This window comes from Mucilaginibacter lappiensis (genome assembly GCF_900155965.1).
GTDB classification, from domain to species: domain Bacteria; phylum Bacteroidota; class Bacteroidia; order Sphingobacteriales; family Sphingobacteriaceae; genus Mucilaginibacter; species Mucilaginibacter lappiensis.
This window is the reverse complement of record NZ_FTMG01000020.1, coordinates 43,937-60,874: the sequence shown is the minus strand read 5'-3', so window position 1 is coordinate 60,874 and position 16,938 is coordinate 43,937. Positions and strand designations below refer to the sequence as shown.

21 protein-coding genes are annotated in these 16,938 nt (G+C 39.4%); 9 read left to right on the top strand and 12 right to left on the bottom strand.

The features are described from left to right. The first annotated feature begins 27 nt into the window (after positions 1-27). Positions 28-777: a DeoR/GlpR family DNA-binding transcription regulator gene (locus tag BW976_RS26265; protein WP_076378201.1), complete on the top strand. Its 750-nt coding sequence runs from the start codon at positions 28-30 to the stop codon at positions 775-777. A 38-nt stretch (positions 778-815) separates the two neighbouring features. On the opposite strand, the gene BW976_RS26260 is transcribed toward BW976_RS26265, so the two are convergent. The 4 genes from BW976_RS26260 to BW976_RS26245 all read right to left on the bottom strand — a co-directional run bounded on the left by BW976_RS26260 (position 816) and on the right by BW976_RS26245 (position 3,654). Further along, the gene (locus BW976_RS26260; RefSeq protein WP_084192361.1) at positions 816-1,325 is read right to left on the bottom strand and encodes a VOC family protein; all 510 of its coding nucleotides are present in this window, start codon (positions 1,323-1,325) and stop codon (positions 816-818) included. A gap of 458 nt (positions 1,326-1,783) precedes the next feature. Further along, on the bottom strand, positions 1,784-2,326 hold the full coding sequence (gene rsmD / locus BW976_RS26255) for a 16S rRNA (guanine(966)-N(2))-methyltransferase RsmD (RefSeq protein ID WP_076378197.1): 543 nt from the start codon (positions 2,324-2,326) through the stop codon (positions 1,784-1,786). Then, on the bottom strand, positions 2,302-3,114 hold the full coding sequence (locus BW976_RS26250) for a DUF3822 family protein (RefSeq protein ID WP_076378195.1): 813 nt from the start codon (positions 3,112-3,114) through the stop codon (positions 2,302-2,304). Before BW976_RS26250 ends, rsmD begins: the two co-directional genes overlap by 25 nt. A gap of 75 nt (positions 3,115-3,189) precedes the next feature. After that, complete coding sequence (locus BW976_RS26245; RefSeq protein ID WP_139332432.1) at positions 3,190-3,654, bottom strand: hypothetical protein; 465 nt, start codon at positions 3,652-3,654, stop codon at positions 3,190-3,192. Between the two features lie 54 nt (positions 3,655-3,708). On the opposite strand from BW976_RS26245, the gene BW976_RS26240 reads away from it, so the two are divergent. Next, the gene (locus BW976_RS26240; RefSeq protein ID WP_076378191.1) at positions 3,709-5,133 is read left to right on the top strand and encodes an ATP-dependent DNA helicase; all 1,425 of its coding nucleotides are present in this window, start codon (positions 3,709-3,711) and stop codon (positions 5,131-5,133) included. A 410-nt stretch (positions 5,134-5,543) separates the two neighbouring features. Beyond that, on the top strand, positions 5,544-6,296 hold the full coding sequence (locus BW976_RS26235) for a nuclear transport factor 2 family protein (protein WP_175614185.1): 753 nt from the start codon (positions 5,544-5,546) through the stop codon (positions 6,294-6,296). Positions 6,297-6,503: 207 nt separating this feature from the next. Here BW976_RS26235 and BW976_RS26230 read toward each other — a convergent pair whose 3' ends face one another. The 3 genes from BW976_RS26230 to BW976_RS26220 form a co-directional block, all read right to left on the bottom strand. Then, on the bottom strand, positions 6,504-6,830 hold the full coding sequence (locus tag BW976_RS26230; protein WP_076378187.1) for a HesB/IscA family protein: 327 nt from the start codon (positions 6,828-6,830) through the stop codon (positions 6,504-6,506). 126 nt (positions 6,831-6,956) lie between these two features. Then, a complete protein-coding gene (gene iscU / locus BW976_RS26225) occupies positions 6,957-7,370 on the bottom strand; it encodes a Fe-S cluster assembly scaffold IscU (protein ID WP_076378185.1) in 414 nt (137 codons plus the stop codon). A gap of 127 nt (positions 7,371-7,497) precedes the next feature. Continuing rightward, positions 7,498-8,709: an IscS subfamily cysteine desulfurase gene (locus BW976_RS26220; RefSeq protein WP_076378183.1), complete on the bottom strand. Its 1,212-nt coding sequence runs from the start codon at positions 8,707-8,709 to the stop codon at positions 7,498-7,500. 470 nt (positions 8,710-9,179) lie between these two features. On the opposite strand from BW976_RS26220, the gene BW976_RS26215 reads away from it, so the two are divergent. The 5 genes from BW976_RS26215 (at position 9,180) to prmA (ending at position 13,008) form a co-directional block, all read left to right on the top strand. Then, positions 9,180-9,428 carry a type B 50S ribosomal protein L31 gene (locus BW976_RS26215; RefSeq protein WP_076378181.1) on the top strand — a complete coding sequence of 83 codons (249 nt, stop codon included), beginning with the start codon at positions 9,180-9,182 and terminating at the stop codon, positions 9,426-9,428. A 66-nt stretch (positions 9,429-9,494) separates the two neighbouring features. Continuing rightward, on the top strand, positions 9,495-10,679 hold the full coding sequence (locus BW976_RS26210) for a GlmU family protein (protein ID WP_076378179.1): 1,185 nt from the start codon (positions 9,495-9,497) through the stop codon (positions 10,677-10,679). A gap of 93 nt (positions 10,680-10,772) precedes the next feature. Next, the gene (gene tpiA / locus BW976_RS26205; protein ID WP_076378177.1) at positions 10,773-11,537 is read left to right on the top strand and encodes a triose-phosphate isomerase; all 765 of its coding nucleotides are present in this window, start codon (positions 10,773-10,775) and stop codon (positions 11,535-11,537) included. A gap of 125 nt (positions 11,538-11,662) precedes the next feature. After that, entirely contained in the window at positions 11,663-12,136 is a 474-nt protein-coding gene (locus BW976_RS26200; RefSeq protein ID WP_076378175.1) for a hypothetical protein, read from the top strand. A gap of 35 nt (positions 12,137-12,171) precedes the next feature. After that, entirely contained in the window at positions 12,172-13,008 is an 837-nt protein-coding gene (gene prmA, locus BW976_RS26195) for a 50S ribosomal protein L11 methyltransferase (RefSeq protein WP_076378174.1), read from the top strand. Positions 13,009-13,055: 47 nt separating this feature from the next. On the opposite strand, the gene BW976_RS26190 is transcribed toward prmA, so the two are convergent. Together BW976_RS26190 and BW976_RS26185 are read right to left on the bottom strand one after the other, a co-directional pair. Continuing rightward, positions 13,056-13,709: an NAD(P)-dependent oxidoreductase gene (locus BW976_RS26190; protein WP_076378172.1), complete on the bottom strand. Its 654-nt coding sequence runs from the start codon at positions 13,707-13,709 to the stop codon at positions 13,056-13,058. A gap of 54 nt (positions 13,710-13,763) precedes the next feature. After that, positions 13,764-14,171: an Rrf2 family transcriptional regulator gene (locus BW976_RS26185; protein ID WP_076378171.1), complete on the bottom strand. Its 408-nt coding sequence runs from the start codon at positions 14,169-14,171 to the stop codon at positions 13,764-13,766. 309 nt (positions 14,172-14,480) lie between these two features. Here BW976_RS26185 and BW976_RS26180 point away from each other — a divergent pair, with 309 nt between their 5' ends. Continuing rightward, entirely contained in the window at positions 14,481-14,822 is a 342-nt protein-coding gene (locus BW976_RS26180; RefSeq protein WP_076378169.1) for a helix-turn-helix domain-containing protein, read from the top strand. 29 nt (positions 14,823-14,851) lie between these two features. Here BW976_RS26180 and BW976_RS26175 read toward each other — a convergent pair whose 3' ends face one another. The 3 genes from BW976_RS26175 to scpB form a co-directional block, all read right to left on the bottom strand. Next, positions 14,852-15,970, bottom strand: a complete 1,119-nt coding sequence (locus tag BW976_RS26175) for an N-acetyltransferase (RefSeq protein ID WP_076378167.1) — start codon at positions 15,968-15,970, stop codon at positions 14,852-14,854. 84 nt (positions 15,971-16,054) lie between these two features. Then, a complete protein-coding gene (locus tag BW976_RS26170; protein WP_076378165.1) occupies positions 16,055-16,255 on the bottom strand; it encodes a hypothetical protein in 201 nt (66 codons plus the stop codon). Between the two features lie 130 nt (positions 16,256-16,385). Beyond that, positions 16,386-16,937, bottom strand: a complete 552-nt coding sequence (gene scpB / locus BW976_RS26165) for an SMC-Scp complex subunit ScpB (RefSeq protein WP_076378163.1) — start codon at positions 16,935-16,937, stop codon at positions 16,386-16,388. Position 16,938: the final 1 nt, after the last annotated feature.

The following is a 16,938-nucleotide window of genomic DNA, read 5'->3' as shown; positions in this document are numbered from 1 at the left end:
AATTTTGATCAAATTAAAACTATTTAAATGAACTTTCAAAAAAGAAAGCAAAAAATATTGGAGCAACTGGACCGTACAGGCGAAGTTGACATCAAAAAGCTGGCTGCCGAATTGGATATTTCGGAGATCACAGCCCGGCGCGATCTGAACCAATTGGCTAACGATGGTTTGCTTTATCGCACCCATGGCGGCGCCATGAAAGTTGATCCTTTAGCCAAACCCAAAGATTTTGCCAATAAGGCTGCTCAAAACGCTGATGTAAAGGATCATATTTGCCGTAAGGCAGCCGAGCATATTAACGATGGTGATATTATTTTTATGGATTGCGGCAGCACGGTTTTCAGGCTATGCCAATTTATCAAGAATAAAAAGATCAAGGTGATCACCAATTCGCTGCCGGTGATTTATGAATTACAGAATTGTTCGGTATCCATCAATATTATTGGCGGCGAGTTTAATAACGAACGGCAGGCCACCCATGGTAAAATAGCTAATGAGCACATAGCCAGGTATCATGCTGGCAAGGCTTTTTTGGGCGTTGATGGTGTATCGGCCCGTGGTTTATTTGCCAACAGCGAACTGGAGGCCGAAATTACCTCGATGTATATCAACCAAAGCGCCTACACCTATGTGCTATGCGATGATAGCAAAGTAGGGAAGGAGACCTACCTGAAATTTGCCTATATTGATCAAATTGAAGCTATTATCACCAATGCCGATGATCAAAAATTGGCGTGCTTTAAAGATACCGCGCTGACTATTTTACAGGTGGGATAGATCTCTCACTTTAATGCAAATCGTAATCAACGGGCATTTCACCGGGCCTTTTCCATTTGCTTAATGGCGATCCATCCTTCCGGGGTAATACCCATAATCTCGGTCGCGACGCCTAATGTTTGATAAGTGTCAAAGAAAGCCATCCGTGCAATTGGGTGGTCAACCTCGCTGATGACCGCATACCCTTGTTCACGCAGGGTATTGGTAATCCGCTCGAAATCGCTAACCGGCAAACGGAAAGCATTGTGCTGTACACCACCTGCAGGATACTTGGCGAGGTAGTCATGAAACATGCTTTGGCCGGAAATTGGCTGGACAAGTTCGATAAAGGTGCCTCCGTTATAGGTTTGGGTGGTTAGCCAATCACCAGCCACAATCTGGCCATAATAGGTCATGCCCAGATCCTGTGCCCGGAAATATTCCGGTTCTGGGAAACCAGCGACACCCAAGGTGTTTGCAAGAAATTTTACGGCAGCGTGAATGTCTGGAACTACCCAGCCAATTTGGGCGAGTTCTATTCCTGCTATGGTTTTGTTGATACTATTCATCTTTGTTTTTATTAGGTTAATGGTTAAACAAAGTTAACACGAAAGAGATTTGCTCATGAGGGCCAATAGCGGCAATATGAGGGTATTTTGCGACTATTTGTATTTGGCCAACGAGGGGGAGTCATCATCGGTTAATCTAAATACTGAGAGGCGGAAGATTTGATACTCCCAGAAATTTTTCGTACATTTATATTAACAGCAGCCCGGTTCTCTTTTTAACAGAGAACCGGGCTGTTTGGTTAAGGACAAAACCAAGCCAAAAATCGGCTTTTTTGGATTTAGTTATTTGATAATCAATAAATTAATACTTTTTAAAGTTTTAAAAACTGCTCAAAACTGCGTTAGAATTTGTTAAAAAGTGTTAAAATCGATGGTTTGGGATAGATTTTAAGAAGTTTTTACGCCGTTTTTGGGCAGAAAAGTGTTAAAATTTAAGGTTTAAAAAGTTTTTGGCAGACTTACTCCGCAGCATGCCTGAAAAAAGAAAACGAGGAATGCCCATATTTTCGCTGCTCCACAAAAGTTGGATGATTGTTGAGGTTTTGCATGGATTGGTGCTCCACAATCAGCAGTCCATCGGGTGCCAGTATATTGCGCTCAAAAACTATTTTTGATATTTCGGGTATCTTGTTGAGGTCATAGGGAGGATCGGCAAAAATAAGGTCGTACTGCTCGGTTTCCATTTGGAGGTACTTGAAAACATCCTCTTTATAGGCCTTTATTTGCTCCAGCTTGTGCTGACGGGAAATGTCCTTCAAATAATTCACGCAATGGATGCTGCGGTCGACAGAGATTACCTGTGCGGCGCCTCTGGAGGCAAATTCCATAGAAATATTACCTGTACCGCTAAACAGGTCGAGCACCTTGATGTCCTCAAACTCAATTTGATTTTGCAGGATATTGAATAAGGCTTCCTTAGCCAGATCAGTAGTAGGGCGTACGGGAAGATTTTTGGGTGGGTTAAGTCGCAGCCCCTTTAAACTGCCTCCGATGATGCGCATAAAGATAAAGCAGCGAGTGACAATATTTGGTGAGCGGATATTTCGGCAGGAACTTGTACTACCTGCAGTTGATTAAGCTGTACCTGGCCAAAAAAGTCGGCCAGATGGCTGATACTTTTATCGCCGGTGTCAATATCGCCATTTAGGTAAACATGTACATCGGTCGGTTGTAAACCCAATTCATTAGCTGTGAGGGCTATAAAGTAAGCGAGTTCGTCGTTGTTTTGAAATTCAAAGCGGTTATAGAAGCGCAATTGAATATCTTTAAAGGCTACAATCTCGACTTGGGAGCCATTTAGATTCAGGTACAAATTGTGATCAGCAGGGGTATTTTTAGCAATGGCAGTTATCCAGCCTTTTGATGAAAATACACTGTTACGCAGGCCAAATTCCTCGGCGGCGTTGATGATGGCGCTGTCGGTTTTGTAGATGATGGTGTTGTGACTATCCAAAGGTTGGGCAGATACTTTCTCGCCCGGTTTTAAATCCAGGAAACGGGCAAAATCGGTAATATGATCCTGGTTAAACAGACTTTGCGGTACCAGGGTGAACCCATTAGCCGGTAAACCCACAACTACGTGTTTGTATTTGGCCGATAAAAGATCGAGCAATTCCTGCGGATTGGTTAGCTCATCCAGAGGGTGCATATCTGCACAGGCAAGCAATTTATCCTGATCAGTGATCGCGTACGAAAATGTAGCTTTATCAATCTGTATCAATAAATTATAACGTTCGGCCTCATCAAGGCTAAAGTTATCATCATGGTAGTTATAATTGTATTCGCTCATGCCAGTTTAACAAAAGTAATATTTTTTGGCAGATACTCTACTCCTGATGGGGTAAAAATGAATCATGCCGGTTTATTAAATTATAAAACGAAATGCAATATATATCAGGATGAAAATTAGTATGGGTTGTAAAACTGGTTTAGGATAATAGTCATTATCAGGAAAGTATCTTTTAAAAAAGTATTGGGTAAGAACGAGACCACCTATAATGTTTATAACAATAGATATAGCTGATAGTATCAGTATGGATCGTAGTACTTGGGGAGGGACCTGAACTCCTGTCCCTAGCATCTTAATGGCCGACATATCAACCTTAATATTTAATGCTACCACAATTAAAACCGATAATATATAATAGGATATTATAAAAGCCGCTACCTGCAGAACGGCTTTTTTGTATCCGGCGGCTCTTAAGTTAATAGTAAGCAGAATTCCCCCGTATATAAAACTAAATACAGAAAACCAGAATATGGCTCGTTTGGAGTATATTTCAACGTAGTCTCCTTCTGTTTCTTCTACTTTATCTTCATCAAATTCCATGGTCAAATTTATAAAAATGATGATAACTAATTTACTAATCATCATTTTTGTAAAGTGACTGAATTTGATCATATACGTAAAGCCTTTCCGCATCAGCCAACCGGGCAGCAACTGGAACTATTTAATCGCCTGCATGAATTTTTGCTAAGCGACGATGGGGATGAGTGTTTTATACTAAAGGGTTACGCTGGTACAGGTAAAACCACGATATTGGGCGCTTTAGTAAAAGCATTGCGGGAGTATAAGTATAAAGCTGTTTTGCTAGCACCAACAGGGCGTGCCGCTAAAGTGATCACTAATTATTCGGGTCGCAAGGCGTTTACCATACATAAACGCATCTACCGAAAAAAATCGGCTTTGAATCTGGATGATGGATTTGCTATAGCCGATAACCTGGCCAGTGATACGCTGTTTATTGTAGACGAGGCATCTATGATATCTGATGAGCCTGGTGGCTTGAACCGGGCATCGTTGCTGTACGACTTATTAAAGTACGTGTACAACGACAAAAACTGTAAGCTGGTATTGGTAGGTGATACCGCCCAATTACCACCTGTAGGCTCTGAAAATAGCCCTGCGCTCGACGCTGGTTTGATGAAAGATAAGTTCGGGCTAACCGTATTTAGCTACGAACTCACCGATGTACTTCGGCAGGGGAAAGATTCGGGCATCCTGTACAATGCTACCAGGATACGTGATATTATCCGAACGAAGGACATAAACACGCCCAAGGTAGTCACCAAAGGGTATAAAGATGTATTCCGGATGACAGGTGAGCGGCTTTCTGAGGGGTTGGAATACGCTTACCGGAAATATGGTTATGATCGTACCCTGATCATCTGTCGTTCCAATAAAAATGCCAACCTGTACAATGGGCAGATCAGGAACCGGATATTATACCGCGAAGAAGAGCTTACTGGCGGAGACCAGATCATGGTGGTAAAAAATAATTATTTCTGGCTGCAGGAGCAGGACGAAAGCAGTACCAATTTTATTGCCAATGGCGATATTGCCCGCATCAGAAAGGTACGCCGGATAGAAGATATGTATGGTTTCAGGTTTGCCGATGTGCAAATTGAGTTTATTGATTATGCCGAGGACCCGGTGCTGGATTGTAAAATATTGCTGGACACGCTGTACGCAGATTCGCCGGCTTTATCCCAGGCCGATCAGAAACGATTTTATGAGGAAGTGATGAAGGATTATGAGGGTATGGCCAACAAGCGCGCTATGCACAATGAATTGAAGCAAAATCCATATTACAACGCATTACAGATCAAGTTTGCTTATGCCATAACCTGCCACAAGGCGCAAGGCGGGCAGTGGGATGCGGTGTTTGTTGATCAGGGCTATGTAACCGACGAAATGATCAATATGGATTTTCTGCGCTGGTTTTATACCGCCGTAACCCGTGCCACCACAGAGCTTTTCCTGGTTAATTTTGACGGTCGGTTTTATGCTGCACCGGCAGAAGAGTAGGTAAAAGTGGGTTTACATGGTTTACACTTTTTATGGTTTACATTTATTTAATTAATTGAAAATCAATTAATTAAATATAAAATCGCCATGATAATATAAGATTTATGTTAACCGACTTTAAGCAAAGGAATTGCTAATATTTGAATGGCTCCCATTTTATCTCTATATAGAAAATATTGCTATCTTTATTTCATAATTACTTTTACAACATATCAAATCAGGATTGCCAAAAATCCGGCCTGCTAAACAGGTTATCAAAAATGCTGAGCTTCTAGCGTCAGTGTTTCGCACGAACTAATTTTTACAATATTTATTTTATTTAATCGGTAATGAAAATTACACATCTGTTAGCATGGAGCTTTTGCTGCATTTATATCTGCGCGTGCTCCAGTACCAAAGCAAATACAATTATGGATACTATAACCAATAAACAAAGAATACTTTCATTTTATAAATTAATTGTTGGCCAGCGCAAGGTTGAGCTAATCCCGGAATTTATTTGCGAAGATTATATCCAACACAATCCCACAGTTAAACAGGGGAGGGCTGGTATTATCGAAATGATCAATTATTTAAAAACCTTGCCGCCGCCGCCAGTAGGGGCAAAATCACCGATCATCAGAGCTATACAAGAAGGCGATTTGGTGGTTACGCATCTGGACATTACGTTTATGGGCAAGCGCATGGCCGTTATTGATCTATTTAAATTGAAGGATGGCATGCTTGCCGAACACTGGGATGTGATACAGGAGATGCCTGATCAAACGGGTATGGCCATCACCGCTACCAATGGTACTGCTGAAATTAATGAAAGTGCCTCTGCTATAAAAAGTAAAGAGATAGTTGAGCGGTTTTATAAGGCTGTGATCCAAAAAGTACCTGTAATTAATCTGGTAAAGCCTGACTACATAGAACATGATGCCACGGTAATTGAAAGTGGTAAAAGCCTGGATGCTTATTGGAGTGATGATAACAGTCGCCAAATTAAAATACACCGCATTATTGGCGAGGGTAATTTTGTAGTTGTTCAATCAGAATTTAAAAGAGCAGATAAGGCTTTTGTATTTTATGAAATATTTCGGGTTGAACAGGAGAAAATAGCAGAACACTGGAGCGTGAGGCAGGCCATCCCGGATGGGATAAAGCCAGCTGCGATGTTTTGATGCACTCCTGGTTGTGGATTCTGAGCGTAGCGAAGAACTATCTCTTGAATGCAGTGAAAACTATCTCTCGATCGGAGGGAGAAATCTATTCTACTATTTACACGGCTTACAAATAGATCCTTCGTTCCTCAGGATGAAAAACTTAAAAATACCCAAAAAAAAGAGGCACCCATTGGGTGCCTCTTTTTTATATTGTGGGATATTAAATTATACAGAGAAGCTTTCGCCGCAACCGCAGGTACGACTGGCGTTAGGGTTATTGAATGCAAAGCCCTTTCCGTTCAAACCGTCAGAAAAATCGAGCTCTGTACCGGCAAGGTATAGGAATGATTTCATGTCAAGTGCAAAACGGATACCCTGGTCTTCAAAAAACTGGTCGCCTTTTTTCTCTTCATTATCAAAATCAAGATTATAAGATAAACCTGAGCAGCCACCACCCTGAACAGATACACGCAGAAAATAAGAGGCATCAAGTCCTCCATCCTGCATCAGGTGATCTATTTTGCTTTTTGCTTTTTCAGTTATTGTTACCATTTTATTTTAGATTTGAGATATGAGATTTGAGACATGAGATAAACTCCCATCCAAAACTTCAAATCGATAATACATTATAGAATCAGATGTAAGTCTCAAATCTCACATCTAATATCTCACATCAAATTAATGATGTACTTTTTCGCTTTCAATTGGCGCTAAGCCGTTTTTTACGCGGAAATCATTAATAGCTGCCTTAATAGCATCCTCTGCCAAAACTGAGCAGTGAATTTTTACCGGGGGTAAAGCCAATTCTTCAACGATATCCATGTTGTCGATCTTCATGGCATCGTCAATGCTTTTGCCTTTTAACCACTCTGTAGCTAATGATGAAGAAGCGATAGCCGAACCACATCCGAAAGTTTTAAATTTTGCATCGGTGATAACATTGTTATCATCAACCTGTATTTGCAGGCGCATTACGTCGCCGCACTCAGGTGCACCTACTAAACCGGTACCAACCTTGTGGCTGCTTTTATCCAAAGTGCCCACGTTGCGGGGATTAGTATAGTGATCGATTACTTTATCTGAATATGCCATTTTCTTAGTTCTAAGTTGTTAGTTATAAGTTCTGAGTCAGGGAAATTCTAAACTCTAATTACTAAATTCTAATATATTATGTCTGTCTAGATCCGAAATCGAAATTCCAAAATCCGACATCAAAAAATTAATGTTCTGCCCACTCAATAGAGTTAAGGTCGATACCTTCTTTAAACATTTCCCAAAGTGGTGATAGTTCGCGCAGGTGAGTAACCGCTTTTTTGGTTACTTCAATAGCGTAATCAACTTCTTCTTCAGTAGTAAATCTGCCTAAACCAAAACGGATAGACGAGTGTGCCAGATCATCTGATAAACCTAAACTTTTCAATACATATGATGGCTCCAGTGAAGCCGATGTACAAGCTGATCCTGATGATACAGCAAGATCTTTCATGGCCATCATTAAGCCTTCGCCTTCTACATATTTAAAGGAGATGTTAGCTACGTGAGGTAAGCGATGTTCTTCATTACCGTTTACATAGCTTTCTTCCAATACAGTTAGTTCTTTTTGCAATTTATCGCGTAAAGCCGAAAGACGTTTTGCCTCGCTTTCCATTTCTAAACCACAAAGCTCACAAGCTTTACCTAAACCAACAATACCAGGAACGTTTAATGTACCTGAACGCATACCGCGTTCGTGACCTCCGCCGTCCATTTGAGCAGTAACTTTAACACGGGGACCTTTACGGCGTACGTATAAAGCTCCAACACCCTTAGGGCCGTATATTTTGTGTGCCGATAAAGCCAGCAGGTCAATACCATCGGCATTTACGTCAACAGGTATTTTACCAACAGCCTGTGTAGCATCTGTCATGAACAAAGCGCCATGTTTGTGGGCAATAGCAGCAATTTCTTTAACCGGCTGAATGACGCCGATCTCGTTATTACCATACATGATCGATACCAGGATAGTTTCTGGTGTCATATGGCTTTCTAATTCGGCCAGATCAATCAATCCGTCTTCTTTTACTGGCAGATAAGTAACTTTTCCTCCCAATTTTTCTACGTGTTTGCAGGCATCAAGCACAGCTTTATGTTCTGTAACCGTAGTGATAATGTGGTTACCTTTATCTTTATACATTTCAAATACACCTTTAATGGCAAGGTTATCTGATTCAGTAGCGCCCGATGTGAAAATGATCTCCTTGTCTGATGCGCCAATTAATTTGGCCACCTGCTCACGTGCATAATCAACACCCTCTTCAGCCACCCATCCAAAAGCATGGTTACGGCTTGCTGCATTACCGAATTTTTCGTTAAAATAAGGTAACATAGCTTCCAGGACCCGAGGATCCATCGGAGTTGTTGCATTATTATCTAAATAAATTGGGATATTCATATCTTAAGTATATTAACAGGAACAAAGATACGCAAGTTTTTATTTAAATTCATTCAAAACAAACGGCAAAATATTAATCCTGACTATTAATTTACAATATTTGGACATGAACAAAGTGTAGTATATAGGTATTGCTGTAAATGATATTAAAATAACGGGGAATATATATGAAAAGCTGCTAAAAGCGAAGATTTGTATTGCCAAAAGGCGAATCAAAACCAGGTATCGATAACAAACAGGTGTGTTTTGTATTGCTCAAAAGTACCGGTACTTTGCTTGTTAGCTTATGTTAGAAAATTAGCTGATGCTGAATCAAGCATTGTTTTGCGCTCAATAACAGATAGTTCTCCAATTTTGTTAGCTGATTCTCGTATCAAATAAAACTTTTAGCTTTTTGACTTTTTAATTTTGATTTTTTAATTATATTTGCGCCTCTTTTAAAAAGTACAGAAGGTATAAGTTTATATATAATGAAAAAAGATCTGCATCCATCAAACTATAGATTAGTTGTATTCAAAGACATGTCAAACGACTATTCTTTCATAACTAAATCTTGCATCGATACCCGTGAATCCGTAAAATGGGAAGACGGTAACGAGTATCCATTAGTGAAATTAGAAATTTCTCACACTTCGCACCCTTTCTACACCGGTAAAATGAAACTGGTTGATACTGCAGGTCGTATTGATAAATTCCGCACACGTTACAACAAGAAATAATTACTTGTTGAATTAAATATTTAAAAGTCGTCCGATACATCGGGCGACTTTTTTTATTTTTGCTCCATGTCTATTATCCTTTTTGACGATAACGCACGCCAAACACTACTGCCCCTTACTTATACCCGGCCCGTGGCCGACTTGCGGATAGGTATACTAACCATAGCCGAAAAATGGGCCAAGTATTTGAATACACATCATTCTTTTTATACCGCTGATTATTTGCAGACCAAGTATCCTGCTAAGATCGGTACTGATAATTTATTTATAAACGGAGCTGTTTGTCCGGACGATAACCTGCTGGAAGCTATTGATAAACTACAAACAGGCCAGGCGCTTAAATACAACGGGCAATTATTGGCTGTAAGGCTAAATCAAACAGATGCGGTTAATTTTAAGCCAGAGACTGAATTTCACAATGTTGTCAATTATTCCAATCTTTTTGTCGCTATTCGTTATCCAGAGGATATTTTCAGGAAGAACGATATTGAATTGCGTAAAGATTTTCGACTGCTTACCAAAGGTCGTTCCAGTGCAGCTGTAAGCCCCACAAACGTCATTATTGGCAACGATTTTTTCGCCGAAGAAGGCGCCGTTGCCGAATGTTCTACATTTAATACCACTAACGGGCCTATATATTTATCAAATAATACCGAGGTATGGGAAGGTACCCACATCCGCGGAGCTTTTGCTATTTGCGAACATTCGCAAGTGAAGATGGGCACAAAGATATATGGGGCTACAACGGTGGGGCCATACTCACGTGTAGGTGGCGAAATAAATAATGCGGTTATATGGGGTTATTCGTCCAAAGGACACGAGGGCTACCTAGGTAACTCTGTGCTGGGTGAATGGTGTAATATCGGAGCCGATTCCAATAACTCCAACCTGAAAAACAACTATGCCGAGGTTAAACTGTGGGATTATACTTCGCAAGATTTCCGTAAAACAGGTCTGCAATTTTGTGGTTTAATTATGGCCGACCATGCTAAATGCAGTATCAATACCATGTTCAATACGGGTAGTGTAGTAGGTGTAGGGGCCAACGTTTTTGGCGCAGGTTTTCCGCGTAACTTTGTGCCCGATTTTTCATGGGGTGGAGCAGCGGGTTTGGAGGTTTATGTTCTTAACAAAATGCTCGAAACTGCTCAGAAGGTTTTTGAACGCCGTGAACACCGTCAGTTTAATCAGATGGAGCAAGACCTACTGAAGCAAATATTTGAATTAACCGAAGAATACAGGAAATTTTAAGAGGATCCATTTGTAAAGATGCATATTTGCGTCTTTTATTTATGTTAAACTCTGCCAACTCAATTCAATAAAAACAATCAAAAAAACACCATCATGAGAAAAAAAATTGTTGCCGGTAACTGGAAAATGAATCTTGACTATAACGAAGGTTTAGGCGTATTTTCTGAAATCATCAACATGGTAAAAGATGAAGTAACCGGTACACAGGAAGCGGTTATCTGTAGTCCTTTTATTCACTTACATAGCCTGGTACAATTGGCGAAAGGATATAGTAAAGTTTCTTTAGGCGCTCAAAATGCACACCAGGCAGAATCCGGAGCTTATACCGGTGAGATATCAGCCAAAATGATCAAATCAATAGGCGCAGCTTATGTGATCCTGGGGCACTCAGAACGTCGCCAGTATTTTGGTGAAACTAATGAATTGTTAGCTAAAAAAACCGATACAGCGCTGGCAAATGACCTTCGCCCGATATTTTGTATTGGCGAAACTTTGCAGGAACGCGAAGCTAATCAGTATTTTAATATCATCAAAAGCCAGCTTGTTGAAGGTGTATTCCACCTGGATGCTGCGCATTTTTCAAAGTTAGTGATAGCTTACGAACCGGTTTGGGCTATTGGTACAGGTGTAACCGCGTCATCAGAACAAGCGCAGGAAATTCACGCGTTTATCCGCAAAGAAATTGCCACTAAATACAGCCAGGAAGTAGCCGATAATACCACTATTTTGTATGGCGGTAGCTGTAACCCTAAAAATGCGCCCGAATTATTTGCTCAGCCAGATATCGATGGTGGTTTGATAGGAGGAGCTTCTCTTAAATCGCGCGATTTTGTGGATATTGTAAAAGTATTTAATTAATTAAATTAGATATGAGATGTGAGATATGGGTATTGAGATAACAATGCACATATCAAACAGAAACAGATTTGTGATGTTAGATAAAAATAATCTCAAATCTCATATCTCCATACTCATATCTAACCATGAGGAAGCTGTTAAAAGTTATTTTACCAATCTTTATTGATTTCGGCATCTATTGGGCCGTGGTGGAGTATAATCTGCCCAGTCACCCCATGAAATTGATCGAAATAGGCGATGGTAATTTATACAGTTTAATGGCTTACTTTCACCTTTTTTGGCCCTTATTACTTGTGGTTGGTATTTTGACCCAGTACCTGATTGTAGTGCCATTATGGGATAACTATGCTGTAAAAAGCTTTAAGGCGCGATTAATTATCGGGATATGTATTGCGGCGGTTTGTATTGCTTTTGCAGGTTCCATCAGTTATATCATATGGGATCAGGCGGATGGAACTGCGCCGTTTTATAGCTTTTGGTGGTATCTTTCAGAAATTCAACTTTTTTACTGGGTGTTTACCTTTGTTATCCTGTTTTTGATCGACAGGCGTAAGTTTGTTAAGCCATCGGCTCCGGCAGAGGTTGAAGTTGCGGCATAGGGCCCGTCGCTATAATGATTTATCAATTATTAATAATGAACTATTACGAATTACTTTTTACCACCATCACTACCGAAGATTATCAGCAGGATTTATTGATTAATGCCTTGGGTGAGATTGGTTTTGATACTTTTGAAGAGCTGGAATTTGGTTTCAAGGCATACATCCCTACCGATGATTTTAATGAGGAACAACTCAATGAGCAATTACTGCCATACCGCGAGATGTTCACTTTTAGCTATGAGATAGTGTTTATCCCGCAGAAAAATTGGAACGAAGTATGGGAGAGTAATTTTGAACCCATAGAAATAGGGGATAAGATATATGTAAGGGCTACTTTTCACCCTGCCAGGCCCGAGTTTCCTTATGAGATTGTGATCGACCCAAAGATGGCATTTGGTACAGGGCATCATCAAACCACTTCGATGATGCTGGAGTTGATATTGGAAAATGATTTTGCCGGTAAAAAAGTACTGGATATGGGCTGCGGAACAGGTATTCTGGCTATTATGGCTGCCAAACTAAATGCTGCCGAAATTACTGCAATTGATTATGATCCGGTATGTTATGACAGTACTATCGAAAACTCAGCCCTTAATCACACTGTTAATATCATCCCATTATGTGGGTCAAAAGAAGCAATCCCTGATGAACAATATGATATTATCCTGGCTAATATAAACCGGAATATCCTTCTGGATCAAATGGAACGTTACGCTCAGGTATTAAAGCAGGGAGGAGAGATCTATTTCAGCGGATTTTATGAATCGCCTGATTTGGAGATTATTACTGATGAAGCCAGGAAGCATGGCCTGAAATATATTACCCATAAAAAAACAAATGATTGGGTAGCTGCTAAATTTGTAAAGTAGTTATTTAAAATGCCGCTGTTACTCGAATAATAACAGCGGCATTTTTATTAATACCCCAAAGTAAATCTGCGTTTTATAAACTGGTTGTTTTCCAGCTCGTCGATAACGGCTACTGCCAGATCCTCAATAAGAATATTGTTTTCACCCTTTTCATTAAACACCGGCTGATCGGTACCTAAACGGAATTTCCTGGTGGGTTCGCCATGTGCATCAGGGTGCATGTTGATAGCCGGACTTAAAAATGTCCAATCCAGATTTTCTTCCTTACGCAGGATATTCAAATAATCTCGGGCTGCCGAAGCGCCGGGTTTGTATGCTGCCGGAAAGTTAGGAGAGTCGACCAATTGAACACCAGGAGCAATTTCCAGGCTTCCGGCCCCGCCAATAACCAATAAACGTTTAACACCAGATTGCTTTACCGCTTGTTGGATAGCTTCGGAACCTGCAATAAAATCATCATAAATATTAGGGTTTGCCCATCCTGAATTGTAAGCGCTTACTACGGCATCATGGCCTTTAAGTGCTTCGGCTAAGCTATCTATATTGAATATATCAACTGCCTTTAATGTTAGTTTATCATTGGTTATATCCAACTTTTTTGGATCACGGGCAATAGCGGTTACTTCATAACCACGTAATAATGCTTCATTTAAAATGGTTTGGCCAACATTACCAGTGGCGCCTATTAGTGCTATTTTCATAATGGAATTGTTTTTATATGTAATTAAATTTGTTACAGTTTTGTTTAAAAAAAGTTATTTAAATTTTTGACTGAAGTCAGCCAGTGTAATTTTTGTTAATTTACTAATGATAGCTGTATCTACTTCAGCAGCTAAATCATCCAGATGTTGATTGATTTGTCGGCCAACAGCACAGGCAGGATTAGGTAGATTTTTAGCTTGGCCTAATGCCGGATGGCTTTTTACTGCCTTATATACATCGGATAAGGCAATATTATTCGGCGCTTTCCCGAGGCTATAACCACCTGTTTTTCCTTCTTTACTATTAATCAATCCGTAATTGCGCAGGTTACGTATCTCTTTACGTACCAATGCCGGATTAATGTTAATGCTGCCAGCAATATATTCAGACGATAAAAGTTCATCATTAGCCTGGTCAAGTAGGGTAAGAATGTGAATTGCTATCTGAAATTGCCCGTTCATCTGTAATTAAAAAAGTTACAGTACAAAAGTAGAATTTATATTTTTATAACCTCTGAAATTTTCATTATATTATCATTAAATTACATTTTAATGATAATCAATAACTTAATTAAGAATTAATGTGCTGATTTAATGATTGTTAAGAATACACTTTTGCAAAAAGAGATACCCTTAAACGAATATTGTTTAAAAAAGTTTCACTTTTAAATAAAAAAAAATGCAAATTAGTTGATAATTAGCGTAATAATAAATACTATTGCAAAGTAATTAACTTTCGCGAAACCTAACTATTACTATTATTAAACTCACATGAAAACACTTGGGAAAAAAATCAGACTGTTACGTCATCAAAAGGGGTGGAGCCAGGAAGATGTTGCCAAACGATTGGATATCTCTATTCCAGCCTTTTCAAAGATTGAAACTGGAATAACTGATATCAATTTATCGAGGCTTGAACAAATTGCAACTTTGTTCGAAATGTCTGTAGTTCAACTTCTTACATTTAATGATGCCGAGCAGGATCAAAAATTTGTCAATGAACTTGAAACCGTTAACAAACGGTTGATGGATCGGGAAACAGAAGTTATTGATCTGCAAAAAAAGGTAATCGAGCTATTTGAAGAGCTGCGGCATTCAAAAGCTACTGCATAATCTAAGGCCCGGTGTAATGCCGGGCTTAGTTAAAAAATGTAACGCATTGTTAAATGCTTTTTGCCAAATGTAGCCCCAACTGCACTGTGTATGGCAATCATTTTCTCATTAAAATCGCCAACCCACGATAATTCCAGTTCGTCATATTGCTTTAAAGGCAAAACGTATTCCTTTAATTTAATAAATATGGCCGACTCTAAGCCATGCTTCTGAAATTTCTGTTTAGTACCCATAACAATAGCCCGCATCCGCGACACTCCTTTCCAGCGATAATACAGAAATTTGAGTTTGCCTATCAAATTTAACTTTCCGTTAAGTGGTTTAAGCATTTGATTGGCGTCCGGTAAAATGATAATAAATGAAGCCGGTTCGTCGTCGATATAGGCAAACCATATTAGCTTTTCGTCCATCAACGGCTTCATTTTCTCAAAGCTTTCGGCTATAGTAGCATGCGTTATGGGGACAAAATTATCAAAATCGCGCCAGGCATCATTGTATATATCTATAAAATCGGCTGCAAACTTTTCCATTTCCTTTACCTTGAAATGCCTGAAATCATATCCTGGTTTCTGAATTACCCAATTGGCAATTTTAGTGAACCTTTCTGAAAATGGCTTATGCACATCCAGGTGGTTGGTGATCTGTTCATAGAGTGTTTTAAAACCATATGATTCAAAAAAGGCTTTATAATAGATAGGATTATAATTCATCCCATAGGAAGGATGGGTAAAGCCCTCCACCAGTAAGCCCCAGAAGTTATCATTTTCACCAAAATTAATAGGGCCATCCATAGCTTGCATACCATTATCCTGTAACCATTTTTTAGCAGTATCAAACAATAAGAAAGCAGCATCCTGGTTATCAATACATTCAAAAAAGCCCATACCGCCAGTTGGCTGCTCATAATGATATGCTTTTTTGTTATTGATAAATGCGGCAACACGACCAATTAACTGGTTATTATGATCGGTCAATATCCAGCGTGTGCATTTTCCATCCTGATGAAAATTGTTTTTTGCCGGATCAAATACGGCCTCAATATCGTTATCAAGCGGACAAACCCATGTTTTATCATTTTTATAGATAATACGGGCTATGTTTAAGAAGGCTTTTTTTGAGGTTTTGTCTTTTACTTCTGTAATGGTCATAGGATGTTGCTGGAGGGCAAATATAAAAAAAGCATTCAGGGCATGCCACTGAACGCTTTTGTAACTGGGTATGTATCTTAATAATTAAAAGTCGTCGTCGTCGTCATCGTCAAATGATTCGTATCCTCCTCGGCCCAAATCATCATCTAATGGCTGATCATAGTCATCCTCATCTTCGTCAATCTCTTTTTTCTTTTTCGGAGTAAGCGATTGATCATCATCGTCATCATTTTCGTCTTCTGAGTTGTCGATCTTTTTAGTGCTCGGTTTTTTTGGCGTTCCCATTGTAACGGATTTTTTTAGTAAAACTTTATCAATATAATTTAAATCGGCCTTAGGTTGTTTTCTTACTTCTGGCGACTAATTCAGTAGTAAAAATAATTAAAATCATTTTTATTAAAAATATCTTTTAAAATTATTCTGTTTGTTCGCCTATGGTTGCGGTATTAGTTGTAAAATCCTTAATTTGAGGTAATTCATCTATACTATTTATACCAAAATAGTCCATAAACATGTTGCTGGTACCATATAGAATAGGTTTTCCAACACCTTCCGACTTTCCAATGATGGCAATCAATTCTTTTTCCAATAATTTTTGTATCGAGTAATCGCAATTTACACCGCGTATCTGCTCAACATCAGTTTTGGTTACCGGCTGCTTGTAAGCAATAATGGCCAGGGTTTCTAAAGCTGCCTGGCTTAACCTTTTTTTAGAACGCTGCAGCTGCAATAAATTAATAACCGGATGATACTGCTTCTTGGTCAGAAACTGGTAACTATTGTTGATTTTGACCAGCTCAATAGCCAGACTATCATCATTGTATTTGCTTTTGATAGCGATTAAACTTTCATTTACCTCATCAACAGTGAAATCACGTTCAAACGCAGCTTGCAGGCAGTACATGATCTCCTCCATGCGAATGCCCTGTTCCGACGCGAAAATTAATGCCTCTATATGATGCTCCATT

What these genes read in the sequence shown, in the direction of transcription:
- BW976_RS26265 (WP_076378201.1), top strand. Translation starts at nt 28, where the DNA reads ATGAACTTTCAAAAAAGAAAGCAAAAAATATTGGAGCAACTGGACCGT.
- BW976_RS26260 (WP_084192361.1), bottom strand. Translation starts at nt 1,325, where the DNA reads ATGAATAGTATCAACAAAACCATAGCAGGAATAGAACTCGCCCAAATT.
- rsmD (WP_076378197.1), bottom strand. Translation starts at nt 2,326, where the DNA reads ATGCGCATCATCGGAGGCAGTTTAAAGGGGCTGCGACTTAACCCACCC.
- BW976_RS26250 (WP_076378195.1), bottom strand. Translation starts at nt 3,114, where the DNA reads ATGAGCGAATACAATTATAACTACCATGATGATAACTTTAGCCTTGAT.
- BW976_RS26245 (WP_139332432.1), bottom strand. Translation starts at nt 3,654, where the DNA reads ATGGAATTTGATGAAGATAAAGTAGAAGAAACAGAAGGAGACTACGTT.
- BW976_RS26235 (WP_175614185.1), top strand. Translation starts at nt 5,544, where the DNA reads ATGGATACTATAACCAATAAACAAAGAATACTTTCATTTTATAAATTA.
- BW976_RS26230 (WP_076378187.1), bottom strand. Translation starts at nt 6,830, where the DNA reads ATGGTAACAATAACTGAAAAAGCAAAAAGCAAAATAGATCACCTGATG.
- iscU (WP_076378185.1), bottom strand. Translation starts at nt 7,370, where the DNA reads ATGGCATATTCAGATAAAGTAATCGATCACTATACTAATCCCCGCAAC.
- BW976_RS26220 (WP_076378183.1), bottom strand. Translation starts at nt 8,709, where the DNA reads ATGAATATCCCAATTTATTTAGATAATAATGCAACAACTCCGATGGAT.
- BW976_RS26215 (WP_076378181.1), top strand. Translation starts at nt 9,180, where the DNA reads ATGAAAAAAGATCTGCATCCATCAAACTATAGATTAGTTGTATTCAAA.
- BW976_RS26210 (WP_076378179.1), top strand. Translation starts at nt 9,495, where the DNA reads ATGTCTATTATCCTTTTTGACGATAACGCACGCCAAACACTACTGCCC.
- tpiA (WP_076378177.1), top strand. Translation starts at nt 10,773, where the DNA reads ATGAGAAAAAAAATTGTTGCCGGTAACTGGAAAATGAATCTTGACTAT.
- BW976_RS26200 (WP_076378175.1), top strand. Translation starts at nt 11,663, where the DNA reads ATGAGGAAGCTGTTAAAAGTTATTTTACCAATCTTTATTGATTTCGGC.
- prmA (WP_076378174.1), top strand. Translation starts at nt 12,172, where the DNA reads ATGAACTATTACGAATTACTTTTTACCACCATCACTACCGAAGATTAT.
- BW976_RS26190 (WP_076378172.1), bottom strand. Translation starts at nt 13,709, where the DNA reads ATGAAAATAGCACTAATAGGCGCCACTGGTAATGTTGGCCAAACCATT.
- BW976_RS26185 (WP_076378171.1), bottom strand. Translation starts at nt 14,171, where the DNA reads ATGAACGGGCAATTTCAGATAGCAATTCACATTCTTACCCTACTTGAC.
- BW976_RS26180 (WP_076378169.1), top strand. Translation starts at nt 14,481, where the DNA reads ATGAAAACACTTGGGAAAAAAATCAGACTGTTACGTCATCAAAAGGGG.
- BW976_RS26175 (WP_076378167.1), bottom strand. Translation starts at nt 15,970, where the DNA reads ATGACCATTACAGAAGTAAAAGACAAAACCTCAAAAAAAGCCTTCTTA.
- BW976_RS26170 (WP_076378165.1), bottom strand. Translation starts at nt 16,255, where the DNA reads ATGGGAACGCCAAAAAAACCGAGCACTAAAAAGATCGACAACTCAGAA.
- scpB (WP_076378163.1), bottom strand. Translation starts at nt 16,937, where the DNA reads ATGGAGCATCATATAGAGGCATTAATTTTCGCGTCGGAACAGGGCATT.